20 protein-coding genes and 1 pseudogene are annotated in these 21,285 nt (G+C 43.0%); 1 reads left to right on the top strand and 20 read right to left on the bottom strand.

The features are described 5' to 3' along the window. Positions 1-22 precede the first annotated feature (22 nt). The 3 genes from fliE to flgB are packed head-to-tail and all read right to left on the bottom strand — an operon-like array spanning position 23 to position 1,229. Positions 23-328, bottom strand: a complete 306-nt coding sequence (fliE, locus tag M1J35_RS12220; protein WP_254651320.1) for a flagellar hook-basal body complex protein FliE — start codon at positions 326-328, stop codon at positions 23-25. 17 nt (positions 329-345) lie between these two features. After that, entirely contained in the window at positions 346-807 is a 462-nt protein-coding gene (gene flgC, locus M1J35_RS12215; RefSeq protein WP_224520271.1) for a flagellar basal body rod protein FlgC, read from the bottom strand. Positions 808-809: 2 nt separating this feature from the next. After that, positions 810-1,229, bottom strand: coding sequence for a flagellar basal body rod protein FlgB (flgB, locus tag M1J35_RS12210; RefSeq protein ID WP_263497557.1), 420 nt, complete (start codon positions 1,227-1,229; stop codon positions 810-812). A 1,080-nt stretch (positions 1,230-2,309) separates the two neighbouring features. On the opposite strand from flgB, the pseudogene M1J35_RS12205 reads away from it, so the two are divergent. Further along, a pseudogene (locus M1J35_RS12205) lies at positions 2,310-3,666 on the top strand (IS3 family transposase). 276 nt (positions 3,667-3,942) lie between these two features. Here M1J35_RS12205 and codY read toward each other — a convergent pair. The 17 genes from codY to rimM form a co-directional block, all read right to left on the bottom strand. Beyond that, positions 3,943-4,722: a GTP-sensing pleiotropic transcriptional regulator CodY gene (codY, locus tag M1J35_RS12200; protein WP_034755633.1), complete on the bottom strand. Its 780-nt coding sequence runs from the start codon at positions 4,720-4,722 to the stop codon at positions 3,943-3,945. Positions 4,723-4,818: 96 nt separating this feature from the next. After that, positions 4,819-6,231: an ATP-dependent protease ATPase subunit HslU gene (gene hslU, locus M1J35_RS12195; protein ID WP_159363246.1), complete on the bottom strand. Its 1,413-nt coding sequence runs from the start codon at positions 6,229-6,231 to the stop codon at positions 4,819-4,821. Positions 6,232-6,293: 62 nt separating this feature from the next. Then, complete coding sequence (gene hslV / locus M1J35_RS12190; RefSeq protein ID WP_034755638.1) at positions 6,294-6,836, bottom strand: ATP-dependent protease subunit HslV; 543 nt, start codon at positions 6,834-6,836, stop codon at positions 6,294-6,296. A 20-nt stretch (positions 6,837-6,856) separates the two neighbouring features. Beyond that, on the bottom strand, positions 6,857-7,756 hold the full coding sequence (xerC, locus tag M1J35_RS12185; RefSeq protein WP_061809806.1) for a tyrosine recombinase XerC: 900 nt from the start codon (positions 7,754-7,756) through the stop codon (positions 6,857-6,859). 61 nt (positions 7,757-7,817) lie between these two features. Continuing rightward, positions 7,818-9,116 carry an FADH(2)-oxidizing methylenetetrahydrofolate--tRNA-(uracil(54)-C(5))-methyltransferase TrmFO gene (gene trmFO / locus M1J35_RS12180; RefSeq protein ID WP_254651319.1) on the bottom strand — a complete coding sequence of 433 codons (1,299 nt, stop codon included), beginning with the start codon at positions 9,114-9,116 and terminating at the stop codon, positions 7,818-7,820. A gap of 228 nt (positions 9,117-9,344) precedes the next feature. Further along, the gene (topA, locus tag M1J35_RS12175) at positions 9,345-11,420 is read right to left on the bottom strand and encodes a type I DNA topoisomerase (RefSeq protein ID WP_034755646.1); all 2,076 of its coding nucleotides are present in this window, start codon (positions 11,418-11,420) and stop codon (positions 9,345-9,347) included. A 301-nt stretch (positions 11,421-11,721) separates the two neighbouring features. Further along, a complete protein-coding gene (dprA, locus tag M1J35_RS12170; protein ID WP_254651318.1) occupies positions 11,722-12,597 on the bottom strand; it encodes a DNA-processing protein DprA in 876 nt (291 codons plus the stop codon). 73 nt (positions 12,598-12,670) lie between these two features. Beyond that, complete coding sequence (gene sucD, locus M1J35_RS12165; protein ID WP_034755649.1) at positions 12,671-13,573, bottom strand: succinate--CoA ligase subunit alpha; 903 nt, start codon at positions 13,571-13,573, stop codon at positions 12,671-12,673. A gap of 16 nt (positions 13,574-13,589) precedes the next feature. Continuing rightward, the gene (gene sucC / locus M1J35_RS12160) at positions 13,590-14,750 is read right to left on the bottom strand and encodes an ADP-forming succinate--CoA ligase subunit beta (RefSeq protein ID WP_034755652.1); all 1,161 of its coding nucleotides are present in this window, start codon (positions 14,748-14,750) and stop codon (positions 13,590-13,592) included. Between the two features lie 246 nt (positions 14,751-14,996). After that, positions 14,997-15,278 carry an EscU/YscU/HrcU family type III secretion system export apparatus switch protein gene (locus M1J35_RS12155; RefSeq protein ID WP_224520275.1) on the bottom strand — a complete coding sequence of 94 codons (282 nt, stop codon included), beginning with the start codon at positions 15,276-15,278 and terminating at the stop codon, positions 14,997-14,999. Next, positions 15,275-17,020, bottom strand: coding sequence for a hypothetical protein (locus tag M1J35_RS12150; RefSeq protein WP_254651317.1), 1,746 nt, complete (start codon positions 17,018-17,020; stop codon positions 15,275-15,277). Before M1J35_RS12150 ends, M1J35_RS12155 begins: the two co-directional genes overlap by 4 nt. 50 nt (positions 17,021-17,070) lie before the next feature. Continuing rightward, complete coding sequence (locus M1J35_RS12145; RefSeq protein WP_254651316.1) at positions 17,071-17,853, bottom strand: ribonuclease HII; 783 nt, start codon at positions 17,851-17,853, stop codon at positions 17,071-17,073. 90 nt (positions 17,854-17,943) lie between these two features. Then, positions 17,944-18,810: a ribosome biogenesis GTPase YlqF gene (gene ylqF / locus M1J35_RS12140; protein WP_224520278.1), complete on the bottom strand. Its 867-nt coding sequence runs from the start codon at positions 18,808-18,810 to the stop codon at positions 17,944-17,946. 27 nt (positions 18,811-18,837) lie between these two features. Next, positions 18,838-19,377 carry a signal peptidase I gene (gene lepB, locus M1J35_RS12135; protein WP_034755663.1) on the bottom strand — a complete coding sequence of 180 codons (540 nt, stop codon included), beginning with the start codon at positions 19,375-19,377 and terminating at the stop codon, positions 18,838-18,840. Between the two features lie 175 nt (positions 19,378-19,552). After that, positions 19,553-19,897, bottom strand: coding sequence for a 50S ribosomal protein L19 (gene rplS / locus M1J35_RS12130; RefSeq protein ID WP_032088854.1), 345 nt, complete (start codon positions 19,895-19,897; stop codon positions 19,553-19,555). Positions 19,898-20,033: 136 nt separating this feature from the next. After that, positions 20,034-20,768: a tRNA (guanosine(37)-N1)-methyltransferase TrmD gene (trmD, locus tag M1J35_RS12125; protein ID WP_254653748.1), complete on the bottom strand. Its 735-nt coding sequence runs from the start codon at positions 20,766-20,768 to the stop codon at positions 20,034-20,036. Then, on the bottom strand, positions 20,768-21,283 hold the full coding sequence (rimM, locus tag M1J35_RS12120) for a ribosome maturation factor RimM (RefSeq protein ID WP_224520280.1): 516 nt from the start codon (positions 21,281-21,283) through the stop codon (positions 20,768-20,770). The genes trmD and rimM overlap by 1 nt, the downstream gene beginning before the upstream one ends. Positions 21,284-21,285: the final 2 nt, after the last annotated feature.

Below are 21,285 nucleotides of genomic sequence, written 5' to 3'. Positions count from 1 at the left end.
GGTACTCGACTGCATGAGCCTACTACATTGGCATTCTCATTATCTCTTGATATGCTTCCACTACTTTGTTACGGACTTCCATTGTCGTTTGCAGGGTGATGCTTGCCTTTTGTGAAGCGATCATCACCTGATGAAGATCAACGTTTTCACCCCGGACAAGTTTTTCCGTTAATTGATCTGACTGGACTTGCATCTTATTGACTTCGTCGATGGACTTTTTAAGTAATTGACTGAAGTTTTCCGTTGCATCTGAAGGAGAACTATTTTTTTTATCAAATGACGGACTTATAACTGCAGGAGTTACCGAACTTATATTGTGTATGGCCATAGAACTACAACCTTTCTTTATTTACCAATTTCTAATGACTTCATTAACATTGCTTTATTTGCATTAAATACTGTCACATTTGCTTCATAGGACCGTGTAGCTGAAATGAGGTCTACCATTTCCCTCAAGGGATCTACATTCGGCAGGCGTACATATCCATCATCATTTGCATCGGGGTGCTGAGGGTCATACACCATTTTAAATGGCGTTTTATCGTCCTCTTCAATCCGTGAAACTTTCACTCCGCTTCCAATTGAGTGGTTGCCCCTTTTGTTCATGGCCTGGTTTAAAAAAGAAGAAAACTGATCTTCCTTTGGTGCCATCACGACAGACTTGCGTTGATAAGGCTGCCATTCACCATCCACCATTTTCCCTCTCGTTGTATCCACATTGGCCATGTTGGACGAAATGACGTCCATCCTCAAACGCTGGGCGGTTAATGCAGAAGCCGTTGTGTTCATCCCTGTAAATAATCCCATTCTTACTTGCCACCCCTTATGACTGATTGCAGACTGTTAAACTTCCCATTTATTCGGTCTGACAGGGCATTAAAATAAATTTGATTGGTTGCCATCTCTGACATTTCCTGATCCAGATCCACACCATTTCCATTATGATTGTATTGAAAAGAGGATTCCGTCCTTACCGCAGGGTGTTGACTATAAGGTCCAAAGGTAAAATGACGTTGATTCGTTCTTTTCCCTTCCAATTGTTGAGTAGATTGATCCAATAACGACTTAAACTCTACTTTTTTCGCTTTATAATTTGGTGTATCGACATTCGCAATATTTTGAGAAATCACTTTCTGATTTAACGAGGCGTAGTTCAGCCCGTTTTCGAGTGTTGAGAAGGTGTTGGAAAAAAGTTTCACTTTAGGCACCTCTATCCGTTTTTTTGACATGTTTCAACTATTTTTGACATATTTATCATGCAACAGTATTTATTGTAATGTTTAGCAAGATTAGTGTCTATGAATATTCCGTAAATTTTAAAGAAAGATGGCGATATTCATCGAATTCGTGACTTTTCATCCATGTTTAAACCTAATATTCCCATGGATATTTTTACAAATAAATGTGGTTTTTTTCTCAGTTTGTTACATTCATATTACAGAGATAGAGATAAGTAAGAAGCAAGATACCATACATATCCGTCATTCAGCGCTCCATTGAGAAAATTTTTTCGCAAACTACATAAGAAAACTTCACCTAAAGTCAGGTGAATCCATAAACCTCTATATTTGTCACTCATCTTGGAATGATGTCGAATCTGGTCGTAACATTGTTGTAACTTTATTGTACTATCACCATCATAGATGACAATACGAAAAGAACAATTGCCGGTAGTCCATTCGACTTATTTTCCCTAAACAATCTGACATTTCACTACAAACCACCTATATAAGGTGAGAAGGCATCGGACTGGCATTAATCATTTCAATATAATTTAAAAATAGGCTGGGACTTAACTAAATCCATTTCCTCTATTGACGAATAATCAAATTAATAATTAGGATCACTTGTTACAACGCCATTGATTTCCGTGCAAGAACTTCGCTTTCCTCGGGCGGAAGGCAAGCCTCCTCACAGCTGACGCTCCTGCGGGGGTCTTACCTATTCCGCTTTTCTCGCAGGAGTCTTCGTCTTGCACTCCAATCAATAGCTAGACCCTGCTATATATTGAATATGCTTTAGCAACAATAGTAAAATGCTCGTTTCACCAAGGCTTTTGTTATTCATACTCGGACAATAGTTTTCGAACGTTCTGTCATTAAGGTAAGACAGATTAAGAGTTGGTGTAAGCAATGTTGTAGCCACCACGCCATTACAAAGTTATAGTGACACTTACACTTGTAAAGTTGATTGTAGCGGAAGGTGCTCGACTCCTGCGGGAAACGCTGGACAGGTGAGACCCCGCAGGGCTTTTGAGTTGCCCCCCTATTGTTGGACACCCCAACCAACAATAGGAGGTGCCAGCACGTATGGCCAAGTTTACTCAAGAATCTAAACTGAAAGCTGCTAAACGTTATCTTAATGAACTCGTTAGTTATCGAGATCTTGCCAATCAAGTGGGGGTTGATCAATCTGTTCTGCGCTATTGGGTGATGTTAGTTCGTCACCACGGGGACCAAGCCTTTACCTTTCCCTATACAAACTATCCTTCTGCCTTTAAACTGAGGGTAATTCAATTTATTACGGAGAAGAATTGCTCCATTCGAGAGGCATCAGCCATTTTTCATATCCCAGACCCCTGTATGGTTCGTAGGTGGGTGAAAAAGTGGGAAAGAGCTGGAGAAGATGCCTTCGGATCATTAGAAATGAGGCCTTCTACAATGACATCTAACCATAAGAATAAGAAGATCAAAGATAACTCTTCTAACCAAACGATGGAAGATATGAAAAAAGAACTGGAATACCTACGTATGGAGAATGCGTATTTAAAAAAGCTAAACACCTTAGTTCAGGAAGAACCATCACCAACGAAATCAAAGCGAAAGTAGTATTTGAACTAAGGAACGAATTCCCGGTGACTAGAATGATAAAAGTAGCTAAGCTTCCTAAAAGTACTTACTATCACATCACAAAAAAATTAGACCAACCAGATCCTGATCGTAAATGGAAAAGAAGAATTAATTTCATCTACATAGACACTCAGGACGTCTTGGGTACCGTCGCATTACGGACGTTCTTCAAGAAAAAGGTCACGATATTAACAAAAAGAAAGTTCTTCGGATCATGAGAGAATTGGGCCTTAAATGCATTGTGCGAATGAAAAAATATAAATCCTACAAAGGGAAAGTTGGCAAAGTGGCTCCCAACATCCTAAATCGTAATTTTAGAGCCGATAAACCTAATCAAAAATGGGTGACAGACGTAACGGAGTTCAAACTGTTCGGTCAAAAGCTCTATCTGTCCCCCATTCTAGACCTATTTAACGGAGAGATCATTACCTATACGCTCCAATCAAGGCCGACATTTGACTTGGTCGAGAAGATGTTAGAACAAGGATTAAAACATGTAAATGAAGGCGATGAGCTCTTAATCCATTCAGATCAAGGGTGGCATTATCAAATGGCTCAGTACCGAAGGACACTGAAAAAACATAACATCACCCAAAGTATGTCTCGTAAAGGAAACTGTTACGACAACTCGGTCATGGAGAACTTTTTTGGGATAATGAAGTCTGAGTTCCTTTACTTACAGGAATTTGATAGTATCGAGCACTTTAAAGAAGAACTGAAAGAATACATGTATTACTACAATCACCTGAGAATCAAATCAAGGTTAAAACGAAAAAGTCCGGTAGCTTATCGAGTAAGTACTGAATTAGCTGCTTAGAAATTTAAGTGTCCAACATTATGGGGCCAGTGCATTTAGCCCGAGGAGGCTCACCGCCAGCCCCGCGGAAAGCGAGCACCTGGAGCGGAAATCAACCACTACTCACTTCATTCAATAGCAACAGTATTTACGAAAATAGCCAAATGATAGAACGATTTCGATTTTAATAATGAATTTCGGATACGTTCGGATTTTCTTTTAACAAAGCACTCTTGTCCCAGCATCAATTAATACAAAAAAAAGCTGCTTCCCCGAGGGGGAAACAGCTTTTTTGTATTAGTTTGTACGTAATTTATCTAATTCCACCAAGAATTTATTATTTAATACCTTGATGTAAGTACCTTTCATTCCAAGGGAACGGGATTCGATCACGCCTGCACTTTCCAGCTTGCGAAGGGCGTTGACGATCACTGAGCGCGTAATTCCGACTCTATCTGCGATTTTAGAAGCAACCAGAAGTCCTTCATTTCCATTTAGCTCTTCAAAGATGTGTTCAATGGCTTCTAACTCACTGTATGAAAGGGAGCTGATTGCCATTTGGACGACAGCCTTGCTTCTCGCTTCCACTTCGATTTCTTCCGCTTTTTCACGAAGGATCTCCATTCCTACTACCGTTGCACCATATTCAGCGAGAATAAGATCATCATCTTCAAAGCTTGCTTCAAGACGAGCAAGGATTAATGTTCCTAATCTTTCCCCCCCACCGATGATAGGGACGATGGTCGTTAAACCATTTTTGAAGAACTCTCTATTTTCAACAGGGAAAGCGGTATATTCGCTATTCACATCCAAGTTGGGAGATGTTTCTTGTACATTAAATAAATTTTGAGTATACTCCTCAGGGAATTGACGGTCAGCAAGCATCTGCTTCATTCGCTCATTTTCGATTTGTTGATTGATGGCGTAGCCAAGTAGTTTTCCACGACGGCTAACCACGAAGACGTTCGCCTCGATCACCTGACTTAATGTTTCGGACATTTCTTTGAAGTTCACCGGTTTCCCAGCAGCTTTTTGCAACATGGCATTGATCGTTCTTGTTTTACCTAATAAATTCATTACGTTTCCTCCTACTACAACTAAAGTGTATCTATTATTTAATTTTATATGATCCTTAATCCATCTACCTATACCCCATAAAGGGTAAGGAAAAACTTAAAGGATGAACTGACTCAGATCTTTATCTTTTGAAATGGCGCCAAGCTTATCATCCACATATTGCGGTGTGATCTTTACCGTCTCCAGGGTGATATCAGGCGCTTCAAAGGATAGGTCTTCAAGTAGTTTTTCCATGATTGTATGAAGTCTTCTGGCCCCGATATTATCAGTATTCTGATTCACATCATAAGCGATTTCAGCAAGTCTACGAATAGCATCGTCAGAAAATTCAATTTGTATACCTTCTGTTTCCATTAAAGCGATATATTGTTTAATGATGGCATTATCCGGTTCGATAAGGATCCGCACGAAGTCGTCTGTAGACAACTTCTGAAGTTCAACCCTGATCGGGAAACGTCCCTGCAATTCAGGGATGAGATCGGAAGGTTTACTCATGTGGAAGGCACCGGCTGCAATGAACAGGACATGATCCGTCTTCACTGATCCATATTTCGTGACAATGGTCGATCCTTCCACAACCGGAAGGATGTCACGTTGAACACCTTCCCTGGATACATCAGCAGAAGATTGTCCTGAGCTCTTGCTGGCAATTTTATCGATTTCATCGATGAAGATGATCCCGGATTGCTCTGCACGAATGATTGCCTCCTGGGTTACTTCATCCATGTCAATAAGCTTTTGAGCTTCCTCATTTGTCAGCACCACTCTTGCTTCTTTCACCTTCAGTTTACGCTTTTTCTTTTTCTTCGGCATGAAATTACTCAGGGCATCCTGCATATTCATCCCCATTTGTTCCATTCCCGATCCTTGAAGCATATCAAACATGGATGCTTGCTGCTCCTCGACTTCAATCGTGATGAATTCTTCTTCCAATTCACCATTTTCAAGTCTTTTTTCCATTCTTCTTCTTTGCTCTTGGAGAGAAATCTCTTCCTGCTTTTCTTCCTCTTCTTCAGATGTCCCTTGTGCCCCGTTACCTCCGAAGATCATTTCGAATGGGTTCTTATAAGACGATGATTTCTTTTTGGACGGCACCACAAGCTCTACCAGACGGCGACTTGCATTTTCAGCTGCCCTTTCCCGGACACCGACCATTTTCTCCTCTTTCACCAGACGGACAGATGTCTCCACCAGATCTCTGACCATCGATTCAACATCACGTCCAACATAACCCACTTCCGTAAATTTGGTTGCCTCCACTTTTACAAATGGGGCACGGACCAATTTTGCGATCCTTCTGGCTATTTCCGTTTTACCGACACCTGTCGGACCCATCATTAGGATATTCTTTGGAATCACTTCATCTTTCAATACATCGGACAGAAGGCTCCGTCTATAACGATTTCTCAGGGCTACGGCAACCGCTCTTTTGGCGTCCTTCTGGCCTACAATATATTGATCCAATCGTTCAACTATTTGCCTTGGGGTTAAGTGATCAGTACTCTTCATCAAATGGCACACTCCTTACTTTCTTATAGTGTGAGAGAATATCAATTCTTATCTGAAGTATCTTAAAGCTCTTCAACGATAATTTGGTTATTCGTATATACACATATATCGGCAGCGATCTGAAGGGAAGAACGGGCGATTTCCTTAGCAGTCAAGTGGTCTCCGGCATACTGTTTTAATGCCCTCCCGGCGGATAATGCATAATTCCCACCGGAACCGATTGCCAGAATCCCATCATCCGGTTCGATCACTTCACCTGTCCCTGAAATCAACAGGAGGTGGCTTTCATCCATGACAATCAACATCGCTTCAAGCTTTCTCAGTACTTTATCGCTCCTCCACTGTTTCGCGAGCTCGACTGCAGCTCTTGGAAGATTTCCGTTAAACTCCTGAAGCTTCCCTTCAAACATTTCAGACAAAGTAAACGCATCGGCAACAGATCCCGCGAATCCAGCCAATACTTTTCCATTAAAAAGCTTTCGTACTTTTTTTGCCGTATGCTTCATGACAACTGAATTACCGAATGTAACCTGCCCGTCACCGGACATCGCACACTTGCCATTATGCTGCACGGCAAATATAGTGGTTGCGTGGAATTGATCCATTTCCTAAACCTCCAACTCTTCTAAGCACGTGGGTGATGTGCTAAATACGTTTTTCGTAACTGATCCTTGGATACATGGGTATACAGCTGGGTGGATGAAAGCTGAGCGTGTCCAAGAAGTTCCTGAACCGTCCTTAAATCGGCACCATTATTTAATAAATGGGTTGCAAATGTGTGACGCAGCTTATGGGGATGTATCTTCCCCGTCAAAGATGCTTTCTCGATCATCTTATTTAAGATGAGACGGATGCCTCTTTGGGTTAATGCTCCACCACGATGGTTGACCAGCAATTGAGTATGGGAAACATCCTTCGCAAGCTTAGGCCGGGAATGTAATATGTATTGTTCTAAGGCATCATGGGCAAAGCTCCCAAATGGCACATACCTTTCTTTTTTCCCTTTCCCTTTGACCAGCAGCGTGGACATCCCAAGGTCCACGTCACCTAACTGTATATTCGTACACTCACTTACACGGATCCCCGTCGCATAAAGAAGTTCGAATATGGCCAGGTTACGCATCTCTAATGGGGTCTCCCCATTACAAGCATCCAGCAACGCCTGTATTTCCTCCTCATAAAAAAAGGCCGGCAATCGCTGTTCCTTCTTCGGAAGATTAACAAACGAAAAGGGGTTATCGAGTAGTTGCTTTTCCCGATTTAAATAACGGTAAAAGCTTCTAATGCTCGAAACCTTCCTTGAGACGGAAGACCTCTTTAAACCGTGATCATGCAGCTTAGTTAAAAAAAGTCGTGCATCAGAATACTCGACATCTTTTAATGAACGTAAACCTTGTTCTTTCATAAATACGTAAAACTCTTCGATATCATGACGATATTGTTCAAATGTATGAACAGAATAATGTTTTTCTATTTGTAAATATTCAGTAAAGGAATGTAATTGTTCATCTAATTGCTTATTCATGTTTAACACCTCACAAGGGCTACTAAATAGTAACACAACCGGGGGACCCTTGCAACGAATTTTACACTTTTTTCACAAAGTTCTGAATTGTTTCCAAGGCCCTGCTTGCATGCTGCTCATTGCGTTCTTTTTTCCCTTTTACCTTTTTGGGCAATTCCGAGAAAAGACCGAAATTGGCATTCATCGGTTGAAAGTTATGTTTATTCGCTGTAGTGATATATCTTGCCATACTTCCCATGGCGGTTTCGTATGGAAACACGACGGGTTCTTCTCGAGCTGCGAGTTTGGCTGCATTGATACCTGCAATCAAGCCGCTGGCAGCAGATTCCACATATCCTTCCACACCTGTCATTTGCCCTGCGAAAAACAGGTTCTCATGATTCTTTAATTGATACGTATCCTTCAGAACATTGGGTGAATTGATGAAGGTATTCCTGTGCATGACGCCGTACCGTACAATATCGGCATTCTCCAGGCCAGGGATCAATTGAAGAACTTCTTTCTGAGGTCCCCACTTTAAATGGGTTTGGAATCCCACAATATTGTAAAGGGTCCCCGCTGCATCATCCTGTCTTAATTGTACAACAGCATATGGACGTTTACCTGTTTTAGGATCCTCAAGTCCGACCGGCTTAAGGGGGCCGAATAACATCGTCTTCTTCCCGCGGGAAGCCATTACCTCGATGGGCATGCATCCTTCAAAGAAAACCTCTTTCTCAAATTCTTTCAACGGAACCGTCTCAGCAGAAATAAGGGCTTCATAGAATCGATTGAACTCACTCTCGGTCATGGGGCAGTTCAAATATGCAGCTTCCCCTTTGTCATACCGGGACTTTAAATATACTTTGTCCATATTGATGGAGTCCTTCTCTATGATCGGGGCAGCCGCGTCATAGAAGTATAAATGTTCTTCCCCTGTCAGTCGTTTGATTTGATTTGAAAGACCTTCACTCGTCAGCGGCCCGGTAGCAACAATGGTGATCCCCTCCGGTAGATCCGTTACTTCCTCATTAAACACGGTAACATTCGGGTGGTTCTTCACTTTGTTTGTGACAAGTGCTGCAAATTCATGACGATCAACGGCGAGTGCGCCACCAGCCGGTACAGAGCAGGCATCCGCTGCTGACATGATGACTGAATCCAACCGTCTCATTTCTTCTTTTAATACACCGACTGCATTCGTAAGTGTATTCGCTCTAAGCGAATTACTACACACCAGTTCTGCAAATTTATCTGTATGGTGGGCAGGGGTTTTAATGATGGGTCTCATTTCGAAAAGGTTGACCTTTATTCCCCTTTTCGCAATCTGCCAAGCCGCTTCACTTCCTGCTAACCCTGCTCCAATAACATTTACTGACATTTATCTGTTGACCTCCTACATTCCGAACGCTTTATCCAATTTGCATTGTACACCAAGGGACAATGATAAGAAAGATAATTGTATATTGAAAATATGTATCATTTGTTACAAAGATTCAGAGAAAACATAAAAGGGCTGACCCACCAGGTAATAGAGAAATCACCTGTTGGGACAGTCCCTCGTTCCATTGTATTCCTTCATTGTTCAACAATCAATCGTTTTTGATCACTATTTCTGAGGTTCTTCTTTATAATCACAATTCGTACATTGAATTTGATTACCCTTTTTAAGCTTCTTCTCCACGAGCAGCTCTGAACATTTCGGACATTTCCGTTCAATCGGTTTATCCCATGATAAGAAATCACATTCAGGATACTGGTCACACCCGTAGAAAATACGCTTTTTCTTGCTTTTACGCTCGATGATATTCCCTTTTTCACATTTAGGACATTTCACACCGATTTCTTTCACGATCGGCTTGGTATTACGACAATCAGGAAAATTGCTGCATGCCATGAACTTGCCGTATCGTCCCATCTTGAATACCATTGCGTGACCGCATTCTTCACAGTCTTCACCGGCAGGTTCATCACGGATTTCAATTTTCTCCATTTCATTTTCCGCTTTTTCGAGATGCTTTTCAAAATCCTGATAAAACCGGTCAATGATTCTTTCCCACTTCACATTGCCATCCTCAATGTCATCCAGGCTCCGTTCCATGTTAGCCGTGAACTCGACATCGATGATATCAGGAAAGAATTCCCTCACTAACTCTAACACGATTTCTCCAAGTTCCGTCGGGATAAATCGCTTGTTATCCAGAGTAACGTACCCTCTCCTTTGAATCGTATCAAGTGTAGGAGCGTATGTGGACGGTCTTCCGATACCGAGTTCTTCCAATGTTTTCACGAGTCTTGCCTCGGTGTATCTTGGCGGCGGCTGTGTGAAATGCTGATTTGGATCAATGTTTTCACTTTTCACCTTATCGTTTTCTTCAAGTGCTGGAAGGAAATTGTCCTTTTCTTCTTTTTGATCATCCGACCCCTCGACGTATACTTTCATAAAACCGGGGAATTTCACTTTCGAACCTGATGCCCTGAACATGACGGAGCCGTTTACGAGATCTACACTCATCGTATCCATGATCGCAGGTGCCATCTCACTCGCTACGAAACGTTCCCAAATCAATTTATACAGGCGATACTGGTCTCTTGAAAGGAACTGCTTAACCGATGACGGATCCCTCAGGGTACTGGTCGGCCGGACGGCTTCATGGGCATCCTGGGCTTTTTGCTGTTTTTTCTCTTTACGCTCAGACTGCTTGATAAAATCCTCGCCATATTTATTCACGATATATTCATTGGCTTCTTTCTGAGCTACTTCAGAAATCCGGGTGGAGTCCGTTCTCATGTATGTGATAAATCCGACAGTTCCTTGTTTCCCCATTTCGATTCCTTCGTATAACTGCTGTGCAAGCATCATCGTCTTCTTTGCCCGGAAATTCAATTTACGGGCTGCCTCCTGCTGGAGTGATGAAGTAGTAAACGGTGGTGCAGGATTTCTCTTTCTTTCTTTCTTTGTGACTTTATTCACTTCGAAAGACTTCCCTTTCACCTTACCAAGAACATCCTTTACTTCTTCTTCGTTTTTCAATTCCACCTTTTTACCGTCAATGCCATAAAATGATGCCTGAAATGTATCGTTACCTTTTGTGAATTCCGCTTCGATGGACCAATACTCTTCCGGAGTGAAGGCTTTGATTTCATTTTCCCTGTCGATGATCAACCGGACCGCAACGGACTGGACCCGACCTGCACTTAGTCCCTTTTTCACCTTTTTCCATAATAATGGGCTGATGTTGTAACCAACTAACCGGTCCAGGATCCTTCTTGCCTGCTGGGCATCCACTAGGTCCATATTGATTGCACGTGGATGCTTGAATGATTCTTTGATCGCATCCTTCGTGATTTCGTTGAATACGACCCGGCATTCTGACGTGGTATCCATATCAAGGCTATGAGCCAAGTGCCAAGCGATTGCTTCCCCTTCTCTGTCGGGGTCGGCAGCTAGAAAGATTCTTTTCACTTTTTTCGCAGCGGTTTTTAATTCTTTTAATACGGGTCCTTTACCGCGTATGGTGATATACTTTGGTTCGAATTCATTTTCGACATCGACGCCCATCTGACTTTTTGGCAAGTCCCTGACGTGTCCCATTGATGCCCTGACCTTATATTTTTTACCTAAATAACGTTCAATCGTTTTCGCCTTAGCCGGCGATTCCACTATTACTAAATAATCTGCCATCCAATTAGCCTCCTTAAAGAGGAAAATAATCACTGTTTTATAGCACCTTGGAATGTTCTTTCTACAAGTACAAACGGAAACGTTTACACTTCCATTCACATAGGTGTAAGAATGAATTCAGTGTAGAGAAGTACTGCTCTTATCTATTTATTTCTCTTATATACAGTTTTTGATACCTGTTGCAAAATGTATAACAGTTTTACCATAAATGCAACCATTTTGTATGAATTACATGTGATATTCGCTGTTTCATGTTCACAAAAACCCTTTATTAATAGATTTTACATCATATTTTTGAAGTTTATACACTGAGCTCTGAGAATATGTCTTCTATTGACAGAACCATTTTGGCACCTTCTTGTATCAGGGTGTTTGTTCCTTCTGCCAACGGATCGTGTATGGACCCTGGTAAACACAGGACTTCTCTCCCTTCATTCAATGCATAATCAGCCGTGATGAACGTACCGCTCTTTTTTGTCGCTTCGGTGACAAGTACCGCATCACTGAGGCCACTGATGATTCGATTTCTAAATGGAAAATGCCATCTTTCAGGTTTGATATAAGGGGGATATTCCGAAAGGAGGAGGTGATGGTCCATCATATGATTGGCCAAATCAACATTTTGCTTAGGATAAATATGCTGGAATCCTCCTCCGAGCACACCGATCGTTCTGCCACCTGACCTTATCGCTTCTTTATGAGCGATTGTGTCAGCCCCTTTAGCCAGTCCGCTTACGATCACAACTTCACGTTTGACCAGTTGTGGAATCATGGTGTGAAGTACTTTTTCTGTGTAGGAAGTGGCGTTTCTGGAGCCTATGACAGCCAATTTTGGAGAAGCGTGGAGAAGTTTCCTGTCCCCTTTTAAAAAGAGTAGAAATGGCGGATCATATACATTTTTCAACAAGGCGGGATAATCTTCATCAAACACGGTGATCCACTCTATATGGTTCTCGGCATAGAGCTTCATATAGCGCTTTGAAGGAAAGGAATGGAGGTCTTTATAGAAGGTTTCTAGATTCGTAGTAGTAGCATGGGTTATTTGTTGGAGCTTTGATTTAGGGAGTCGAAGGACAGAGTAAAGATCCTGATGGGTTTGAACCAATCGTTTGATTCCTTTTAAGCCGATTCCTCGGCAGTGATGAATATGAAAGACAAGGTGACGGTTTCCTTCCATTAAAAGCCTCCTAACGATCATTTATATAGATAAAACTGAGACTGACAGCCAAGCCGTCAGTCTCAGTAAAAGATTAATGCGTTTTACATTTATCGAGGATTCCTTCTTCTTTAAGAACCGTAATCAATGTTTCACCCATATCAGATGGAGTCGGCGCAACTTGAATTCCACATTCGTTCATGACGCGGATTTTCTCATCTGCCGTCCCTTTACCACCTGAAATAATCGCACCGGCATGACCCATACGTTTCCCTGGAGGGGCCGTACGTCCACCGATGAAGCCTACTACTGGCTTCGTCATGTTAGCCTTGATCCACTCAGCGGCTTCTTCCTCTGCAGTACCTCCGATTTCACCGATCATGATCACGGCATACGTATCCTCATCTTCATTGAATGCTTTCAATACGTCGATGAAATCTGTACCGTTTACAGGATCTCCACCGATACCTACTGCCGTAGACTGTCCGATTCCAGCTTGTGAAAGTTGGTGAACGGCTTCATACGTCAGTGTACCAGAACGGGAAACAACCCCAACGTGGCCTTTTGTATGGATGTAGCCAGGCATGATTCCGATCTTACACTCATCAGGAGTGATGACTCCAGGACAGTTAGGCCCGACAAGGCGTGTTTTCTTGCCTTCCATATAACGCTTTACCTTCACCATATCCAATACAGGGATATGCTCTGTGATACAAATGGCCAAATCAAGCTCGGCATCTACCGCTTCCATGATTGCATCTGCTGCAAATGGAGCAGGAACATAAATAACGGAAGCATTTACGCCAGTTGCTTTCTTCGCTTCTTCCACAGTATTGAAAACAGGTACGCCTTCAACCTCTGTTCCGCCTTTTCCAGGTGTAACACCTGCCACGATCTGTGTACCGTATTCAAGCATTTGCTTTGTATGGAAAAGAGCTGTTGATCCTGTAATTCCTTGTACAACAACCTTGGTATCTTTATTAATAAATACGCTCATTAGTCCCCCGCCTTTCTCAGCCTACTTGCTCAACGATTTTTTGTGCGCCGTCTGCCATGGATTCAGCTGCAATAATATTCAATCCTGACTCATTAAGGATTTCTTTTCCTAAGTCAACATTCGTCCCTTCAAGACGAACCACCAGTGGTACTTGAAGACCGATTTGTTTAGCGGCTTCAACTACACCTGTTGCAATGACGTCACACTTCATGATTCCACCGAAGATATTGACGAATATACCTTTAACGTTTTCATCAGAAAGGATGATTTTGAATGCTTCCGTTACCTTCTCTGCCGTTGCACCGCCCCCAACGTCCAGGAAGTTAGCGGGATCTCCGCCATAATGCTTCACGATGTCCATCGTTGCCATGGCAAGTCCTGCTCCGTTAACCATACAGCCGATATTACCATCAAGGGAAATATAGCTCAGGTCATATTTGGAAGCTTCGATTTCTTTTGCATCTTCTTCTTCTAGATCTCGTAATTCGATGACATCCTTTTGACGGTATAATGCATTTGAATCGAAGTTGAACTTCGCATCAAGTGCCATGACGTCTCCATCACCTGTCACGACTAACGGGTTGATTTCAACTATGGAAGCATCCTTTTGGATGTACACATTGTAAAGACCCATCATGAACTTAGCTGCTTTCCCTACAAGTTTTTGAGGGATATTGATATTGAATGCAATACGTCTCGCTTGGAAACCTGTTAATCCAACCACTGGATCAATGTACTCTTTAAAGATTTTCTCAGGTGTTTGTTCCGCTACTTCTTCGATTTCCGTTCCGCCTTCTTCAGAAGCCATCAGGACAACCTGTGAAGTTGCGCGGTCGAGTACAAGACCTACATAGTACTCTTTCTTAATATCACAGCCTTCTTCGATAAGTAAGCGCTTTACTTCCTTACCTTCAGGACCCGTTTGGTGAGTAACTAAAGTTTTTCCGATTAATTCCTCTGCATATGTACGCACTTCGTCAAGGCTCTTGGCGATTTTGACTCCGCCAGCTTTACCCCGGCCACCTGCGTGGATTTGCGCCTTTACAACATATACGCTAGAATCTAACGTCTTCGCCGCTTCTACTGCCTCTTCAGCTGTAAAAGCCACTTTACCATTTGGTACGGATACCCCGTAATTTCTGAGGATTTCTTTACCTTGATATTCATGGATATTCATTTTCCATCCTCCTATCAAACTCTTCAAAAAATAGACTGCGCTTTCATTGTATAAAATGACAGTATATATGTCTACCATTATGCTAAAAATATTATATTAATTTAAAAATTCTGAACATATTTTGATAGAATCCATCCATATCAAGCCATTTTCACTGGGAGAAACGCACATAAATTATTATACTCAAAAAATATATTTCACCTAATCAATCTAGCAGCCTTCATCTTCACGGTGACTTCTATCCGGTTATTCTTTCCTGGATATGTCTCTGTCCAAACGGTAGATAAACGCAAACACTTCCGCTACGGCCCCGTATAATTCCTCCGGGATGGATTCACCGATATCCAGGTTGCCGAGCAGGGATAACAGGCTCTTATCCTCTTGAACAGGCACTCCATGCTCCCCCGCTTTTGACAGGATGTTTTCAGCGATCATCCCTTTTCCTTTTGCCACGACTTTCGGGGCCGACCCGTCCTGCTGATTATACCCCAGAGCGATCGCTTCTTTTCTCTCGTGCCGGCTTTTCATATCCTAACATCAACTCCGGAAAATGTCTGATTGAACTCATCCCCTAAGATTCTTTCTGAGAGGCTTTCGTGTTTATCGGGTTTCTTCACCTTTACGGCGGATAACTGATAGTCCAATTTCTCGAGAGCATGTTTCAAATCAGGAATGAGAGGTTGGGACAACGCTAATGCTGCGGGATGGTCATTCCAAACGGTAAGTGAAATGACACGGTGCTGAACCTGCATATCGATCAGGGTTTCATCCATTTCCTTCATATTCAGGTAAAATAAAACTCGACAATAGTCACCGTCAATGACTCCCTTTTCTTTCTCTTTTCCTGTCCATTGTAAGGTGATATCCGTGTTTCGTCCAAACAGGTACATTGGAAACTGTTGCACGATTGTTAGGAGAGGGGATGGATCCTGGGAATGAAGCACTTGATGGTTCATTCTCAGAACAATGTCATCGGCTAATTGGCGAATGTCCGACGCCGGATGGTTCTGGCTTAGCCCGATAAGATGCTCCTTCAGTGTCTGGCCCTGGACGTCATATCCTTTATGGACCTGAGCTTCATAGTTGATTCCAAAGTCACCGATCACCCTTTTTAACACTTTGACCAATTCATCTCCCTGAATTTGTTCCGTCAGGTCCGATACCGTCTGGTGGTGAAGCATCTGAAAGATTTTTGCCTGATTGGAGGAAGGGGCACCTTTCCCCCATATCTGTTCAAGCCTGCTAACGTTCACTTCCACTAGCCTTTCTTTCCCTGCTAATTCGATGAGCTGTCTCGCCGCTGCTTCAGGCGTCTCCTCTTCGATTCCCTCCAGGCGGGTTTGTGAGCCTGTAAGGACGTTCATCCATTTATGCACAAGGGAGGAAGCTTGCTTTGTGGATTCCTGACCGGATCCTGAAGCCTGGTTACGAACGCTTCGAAGCCCTTCAGATGACGACAGCTCGACCCCCATATCTGATGTCACCCTATCAAGGATCATACCCGATAATCCTTCCTTCCATTGATTCATGACCGTTTCGCCCGGGATGAATCCAAGGGACTTCAATACATCGAAATGTCCCAAACGGGTAGCGTAGGTCTGGGAGGAATCCGCTAAACCCGTCAAGGCTTTGATGAGAATATTTTCAGATATATTTCTTCTCAACGGTTCCTGAAGCCTTTGAATCATTTGAAGAGTTCCTCCATCTCCTCCCGCTTCTTTTAACCTTGAAGAAAGAGTGTCAAGCATGGAAATAAAATCACCCTTTTCCCCGGCTTTCATCGAAAGGAATACCCTGTCTGTAAATGGCATGTTCCTCTTAGCCATTTCCACAATGATCTTTGAATGAAGAGGTGCATCTTTCCCTGTCACATGCTTCCCTGCAAACGCCAGCATCTCTTTATGGATCGGTATCTTATCCTTCACAAGCTCCTTGACCAAAGAAGTCATTTCTTTCTCATCGTCCGAAACGGATAGATGATTCAGGAGCTTAGAAGCCATACCCTCACCATCGCTTTGAGGAGACGGGATCAATTTGAGGCTGATTCCTGTCTCTGTCTGCTTCACTTCCACCCATTGACGCTCTCCTTCTTTCAAAGGAGATTCAAGCTTTGCCAAGAACCGCTGGCCGTTTGCAGAAACTTCTGCCAGATCGTCACCCATCAACTTATGTACCTTTATATAGATAATCTTTCCTCCCTGGACCGAAAATGGTTTTCCACCAAGGGAGGACAGTGTCTGATTCCTTGCAGTACCGTGAATGTGGGTCATTCTCTCATCCCCTGTCCCATGGTATTCATCCTACAATTTGTTAAAAACGCTTATCCCTTTGTCTGCAGAAGCTCCTTTACCGGTGCGAAGCTTTTCCGGTGAAGTGGAGTCACTCCTAATTGCTCAAGCCCAATTAAATGGTCTCTTGTTCCATACCCTGCATTTTTCTCGAAAGCATAGCCGGGATATTTTTTCGCATATTCCTTCATCATCCTGTCTCTCGTAACCTTTGCGATAATGGAAGCTGCCGCAATGGATATGCTTTTCGAATCCCCTTTGATGATTGACTGACTCGGATACGGCGATACAATCTTCATTGCGTCGATCAATAAGTAATCAGGCTGAACCGGTAGCTTTACGATTGCTTCATTCATCGCTTTTTTCGTTGCTTGATAAATATTGATGGAATCGATCTCCTCCGCGTGGACCATTCCAACTCCAATTGAAATCGCATGATGTTGGATGTATTCATAATACTCTTCTCTTTTACCTTCTGAAAGTTTCTTGCTGTCATTCAATCCTGCCAGGTAGAAGTCTTGGGGAAGGATGACGGCCGCCGTTACGACCGGCCCTGCAAGAGGTCCCCTTCCCACTTCGTCTATCCCGGCGATACGGGTAAACCCTTGAAGACGTAGCTCCTGCTCATATCGTGTGAGGTCTTGAAACTCCTTTTTCTCCTTAGCCTGTTTCTTTCGTTCCCTTTCGATCTGAAGCAGCAGTTTCTGAACACCTTTTCTCTCGTCCAGTTTCAATTCTTCCAAAATCGGATCAGACTCTTTCAGTGTCCCGATCAATTGTTTGATTTCACTGATCGTTCTATGTACTTTCGTCACGTATGTTCCTCCTCATCTATATCGGATATCCCGCACAAAAATAAAGAGGCTGTGTCAAAGAGATCCATTCCCTTTATACAGCCTCTGCCATTATTCACTATCTGTTTCAGCTTCACCAATAAAATCAAATGTCATGGGTCCTAACTGAACATTCCGTATATCCCTGACGATGATTTCAGAAGTCTTGTCATAATTGACTTCTCCACCCGCCATCAGACAGCCTCTTTTAGCCCCGATCTTATCAAAGCTATCCACTACCTCTTCAGATATCCCTTCGAGGCCGTAACGCTCCTCTAATCGCTCTGGATAATGCTCTGCAAGAAAACGAAGGCCATATACGGCAATGTCCTGCAAATTCAGGATGGTATCTTTGATTGCTCCCGTCAATGCAAGTTTATAGCCTACTTTGGGATCCTCGAACTTCGGCCATAAAATGCCGGGGGTGTCGAGCAGTTCAAGCTCTTTACCGACCTTGATCCATTGCTGGGCTTTCGTCACACCAGGTGTATTTCCTGTTTTGGCGATGTTCTTCTTCGCCAACCTGTTGATCAAGGTGGATTTACCCACGTTTGGAATCCCCACGATCATTGCCCTGATCGCCCGGGGTCTCATTCCCCTGGACTTCATGCGATCGAATTTATCTTTCAGGATCTCTTTAGCAGCCTGCACGATGACTTGAAGTCCTTTGCCGGCTTGTGCATTGACCGCAAGTGCGGTGATCCCCTGTTCTTTAAAGTAGGCAATCCACTGATTGGTCCTGTTTGCGTCTGCCATGTCTGCCTTATTTAATAAGACGAGTCGCGGCTTTTGACCGATGATTTCTTCAATCATCGGATTTCTCGATGATAACGGTATTCTTGCATCTACTAATTCAATCACTATGTCTACAAGTTTTAATTTCTCAGTAACTTGTCTACGAGCTTTAGCCATATGCCCTGGAAACCATTGTATCGTCATATGACCACCTCCAAACACTTTTTTCTATTATTTCACCAAACCGAAATCTTTAACAGGCCAATAGATCACTTTCGTGTCCCCGATTACCTCATCGGTCGAGACCGTCCCGATATGACGGCTATCTTTACTGAATCGACGGTTATCCCCCATAACAAAAATTTCTCCATCCGGTACTCTTTCTTCACCGGTTATATCCTTTAATGAGAAATCTTCGGTTAAGACACCGCCGTCCAATTGATCTTTGTATTCCTTGAGATATGGTTCAGTATAGGCTTTTCCATTTATATATAATGTATCATTTTTATACTCTACTTTATCCCCCGGCAGGCCGATGACCCGTTTGATATAATCCTTTTGCTCAGGGGCATGGAAAACGACGATATCGAAGCGCTCAGGCTCCCCCAGTTTACTTACAATCATTCGGTCACCATTATGTAAAGTAGGCATCATTGATAATCCGTCAACTACGATGGGGGCAAATAAAAAGAATCTGATGATAGCTGCTAATCCAACTGCGATTAACAGGGCCTTCATCCATTCCCACCACTCGTTTTTTTCTTTAACCACATCTCCACCACCCATGATTTTTTCTATCTTTTTCTATTCTACTAGAAATTCTTCTAATTCTCATTAAAAATTGGTGGTTTCCCGAAAATAGTCGATATTCTCTTTTCTTTCCCTTGAACGAAGGGTTTTAGAAAAAGGAAAAGGAGCTTGTCTCCAAGCTCCTTTTCTTACGTTCTTATCGAATTTCTTTAATACGAGCCGCTTTACCACGTAGATTACGTAGGTAGTAAAGTTTCGCACGACGGACTTTACCGCGACGAATAACTTCTAATTTAGCGATTTTAGGTGTGTGTACTGGGAAAGTACGCTCAACACCTACACCGTAAGAAATTTTACGAACAGTAAATGTTTCGCTGATACCGCCACCACGGCGTTTGATTACTACTCCTTCGTATACCTGAATACGTTCACGAGTACCCTCAACGATGTTAACGTGTACACGTACTGTATCACCAGGACGGAAAGATGGTAGATCAGAGCGAAGTTGTTCTTTCGTAATATCTTCGATTAATTTGTGCATCTTATTCAACTCCTTCCAACAGATGCTCTTACAAAAGCGATTGATTGCAGCGGAACATCGGGATCCATGACTTCAGGAATTAACTCCTCAAGCCACAAAGAATATAATATCATACAGGCATTCAGGATGCAATAGCCTATTTAGAGTTTCTCCATTCCTCTATCCACGCCCTCTGTCGATCTGTGAGGGGATAACTCTCTAATAGATCCGGTCTTCTCTCATAGGTCCTTCTCAGGCTCTCTTTCTCTCTCCATTCATCAATCAGACGATGGTTTCCAGAAATCAGCTCTCCAGGTACCTTCATCCCTCTGAAATCGGAAGGTCGGGTGTAATGAGGATGCTCTAAGAGACCTGAAGAGAACGAATCCAGTATGGGGGAATCCACATTCCCAAGGACTCCCGGAAGCAGACGGACAACACTATCTATGACTACCATCGCACCGAGTTCCCCACCGGTCAACACATAGTCACCAATGGAGATTTCGTCGGTTACCACGTGCTCTCTGATTCGTTCATCATATCCTTCATAATGACCGCAAATAAACACGAGGTGATCTTCTTTCGACAGTTCCTCAGCCTTTTGCTGGGTATATCGTTCTCCCTGTGGGCACATGAGGATGACCCGCGGCGTAGATTCCTCTTCTTTTTTCAAGGCATCGACTGCATCGAATATGGGCTGAGGCTTCAACACCATTCCAGCCCCCCCGCCGTAAGGGTAATCATCCACTTGATTATGTTTGTTATCAGCGTACTCACGGAAGTTAATCACATTATACGTAACGGCTGCTTTCTCAGTGGCCTTTTTTAAGATGGAATCACCAAAGATCCCTTCGAACATACCAGGGAATAAAGAGAGCACGTCAATTCTCATCATGACAAGAGACCTTCCATCGGCTCAATGGTAATAAGCTGATCTTCAATATCAACCATTTTCACGATATCCTCTATGTAGGGGATGAGGTACTCTTTCCCTCGCTCACCCTTCACTACCCATACGTCATTCGCACCCGGACTTAAAATCTCCTTGACGGTACCCAGCTCTTCTCCTGCAGTCGTCACTACCCTACAGCCGACGATTTCATGGAGATAGTATTCTCCTTCGTCCAGTTCCTGTAACTGGTCTTCCTGCACCTTCAGGATGCCTTCTTTAAACTTCTCGACATCATTGATATTTTCATACCCTTCAAACGTAAGCAAATCAAAACTTTTATGGTTTCTGTGAGATTTGATCACGAGACCGAGGGGTTCCTGGCCATTCCGGAACAAATAAAGAGTGTTCCCTTTCTGATAACGCTCTTCGGGGAAATCTGTCGTCGAAACGACCTTCACTTCCCCTTTCACTCCATGAGTGTTGACAATCTTACCTACATTAAACCACTTTTCCATCG

The organism is Rossellomorea sp. KS-H15a (assembly GCF_024195245.1).
GTDB lineage: Bacteria > Bacillota > Bacilli > Bacillales > Bacillaceae_B > Rossellomorea > Rossellomorea vietnamensis.
The sequence above is the reverse complement of the archived record's forward strand: the minus strand, read 5'-3'. Positions and strand labels throughout refer to the sequence as shown.

Coding starts and splice junctions, on each gene's coding strand:
- sucC (WP_034755652.1), bottom strand. CDS start 14,750: ATGAATATCCATGAATATCAAGGTAAAGAAATCCTCAGAAATTACGGG.
- hslV (WP_034755638.1), bottom strand. CDS start 6,836: ATGGATCAATTCCACGCAACCACTATATTTGCCGTGCAGCATAATGGC.
- trmFO (WP_254651319.1), bottom strand. CDS start 9,116: ATGTCAGTAAATGTTATTGGAGCAGGGTTAGCAGGAAGTGAAGCGGCT.
- topA (WP_034755646.1), bottom strand. CDS start 11,420: ATGGCAGATTATTTAGTAATAGTGGAATCGCCGGCTAAGGCGAAAACG.
- M1J35_RS12155 (WP_224520275.1), bottom strand. CDS start 15,278: ATGAAAAGCCGGCACGAGAGAAAAGAAGCGATCGCTCTGGGGTATAAT.
- M1J35_RS12150 (WP_254651317.1), bottom strand. CDS start 17,020: ATGACCCACATTCACGGTACTGCAAGGAATCAGACACTGTCCTCCCTT.
- xerC (WP_061809806.1), bottom strand. CDS start 7,756: ATGAATAAGCAATTAGATGAACAATTACATTCCTTTACTGAATATTTA.
- trmD (WP_254653748.1), bottom strand. CDS start 20,768: ATGAGAATTGACGTGCTCTCTTTATTCCCTGGTATGTTCGAAGGGATC.
- fliE (WP_254651320.1), bottom strand. CDS start 328: ATGGCCATACACAATATAAGTTCGGTAACTCCTGCAGTTATAAGTCCG.
- codY (WP_034755633.1), bottom strand. CDS start 4,722: ATGAATTTATTAGGTAAAACAAGAACGATCAATGCCATGTTGCAAAAA.
- flgC (WP_224520271.1), bottom strand. CDS start 807: ATGGGATTATTTACAGGGATGAACACAACGGCTTCTGCATTAACCGCC.
- dprA (WP_254651318.1), bottom strand. CDS start 12,597: ATGGAAGGAAACCGTCACCTTGTCTTTCATATTCATCACTGCCGAGGA.
- sucD (WP_034755649.1), bottom strand. CDS start 13,573: ATGAGCGTATTTATTAATAAAGATACCAAGGTTGTTGTACAAGGAATT.
- ylqF (WP_224520278.1), bottom strand. CDS start 18,810: ATGACGATACAATGGTTTCCAGGGCATATGGCTAAAGCTCGTAGACAA.
- rimM (WP_224520280.1), bottom strand. CDS start 21,283: ATGGAAAAGTGGTTTAATGTAGGTAAGATTGTCAACACTCATGGAGTG.
- flgB (WP_263497557.1), bottom strand. CDS start 1,229: ATGTCAAAAAAACGGATAGAGGTGCCTAAAGTGAAACTTTTTTCCAAC.
- hslU (WP_159363246.1), bottom strand. CDS start 6,231: ATGAAGAGTACTGATCACTTAACCCCAAGGCAAATAGTTGAACGATTG.
- rplS (WP_032088854.1), bottom strand. CDS start 19,897: ATGCACAAATTAATCGAAGATATTACGAAAGAACAACTTCGCTCTGAT.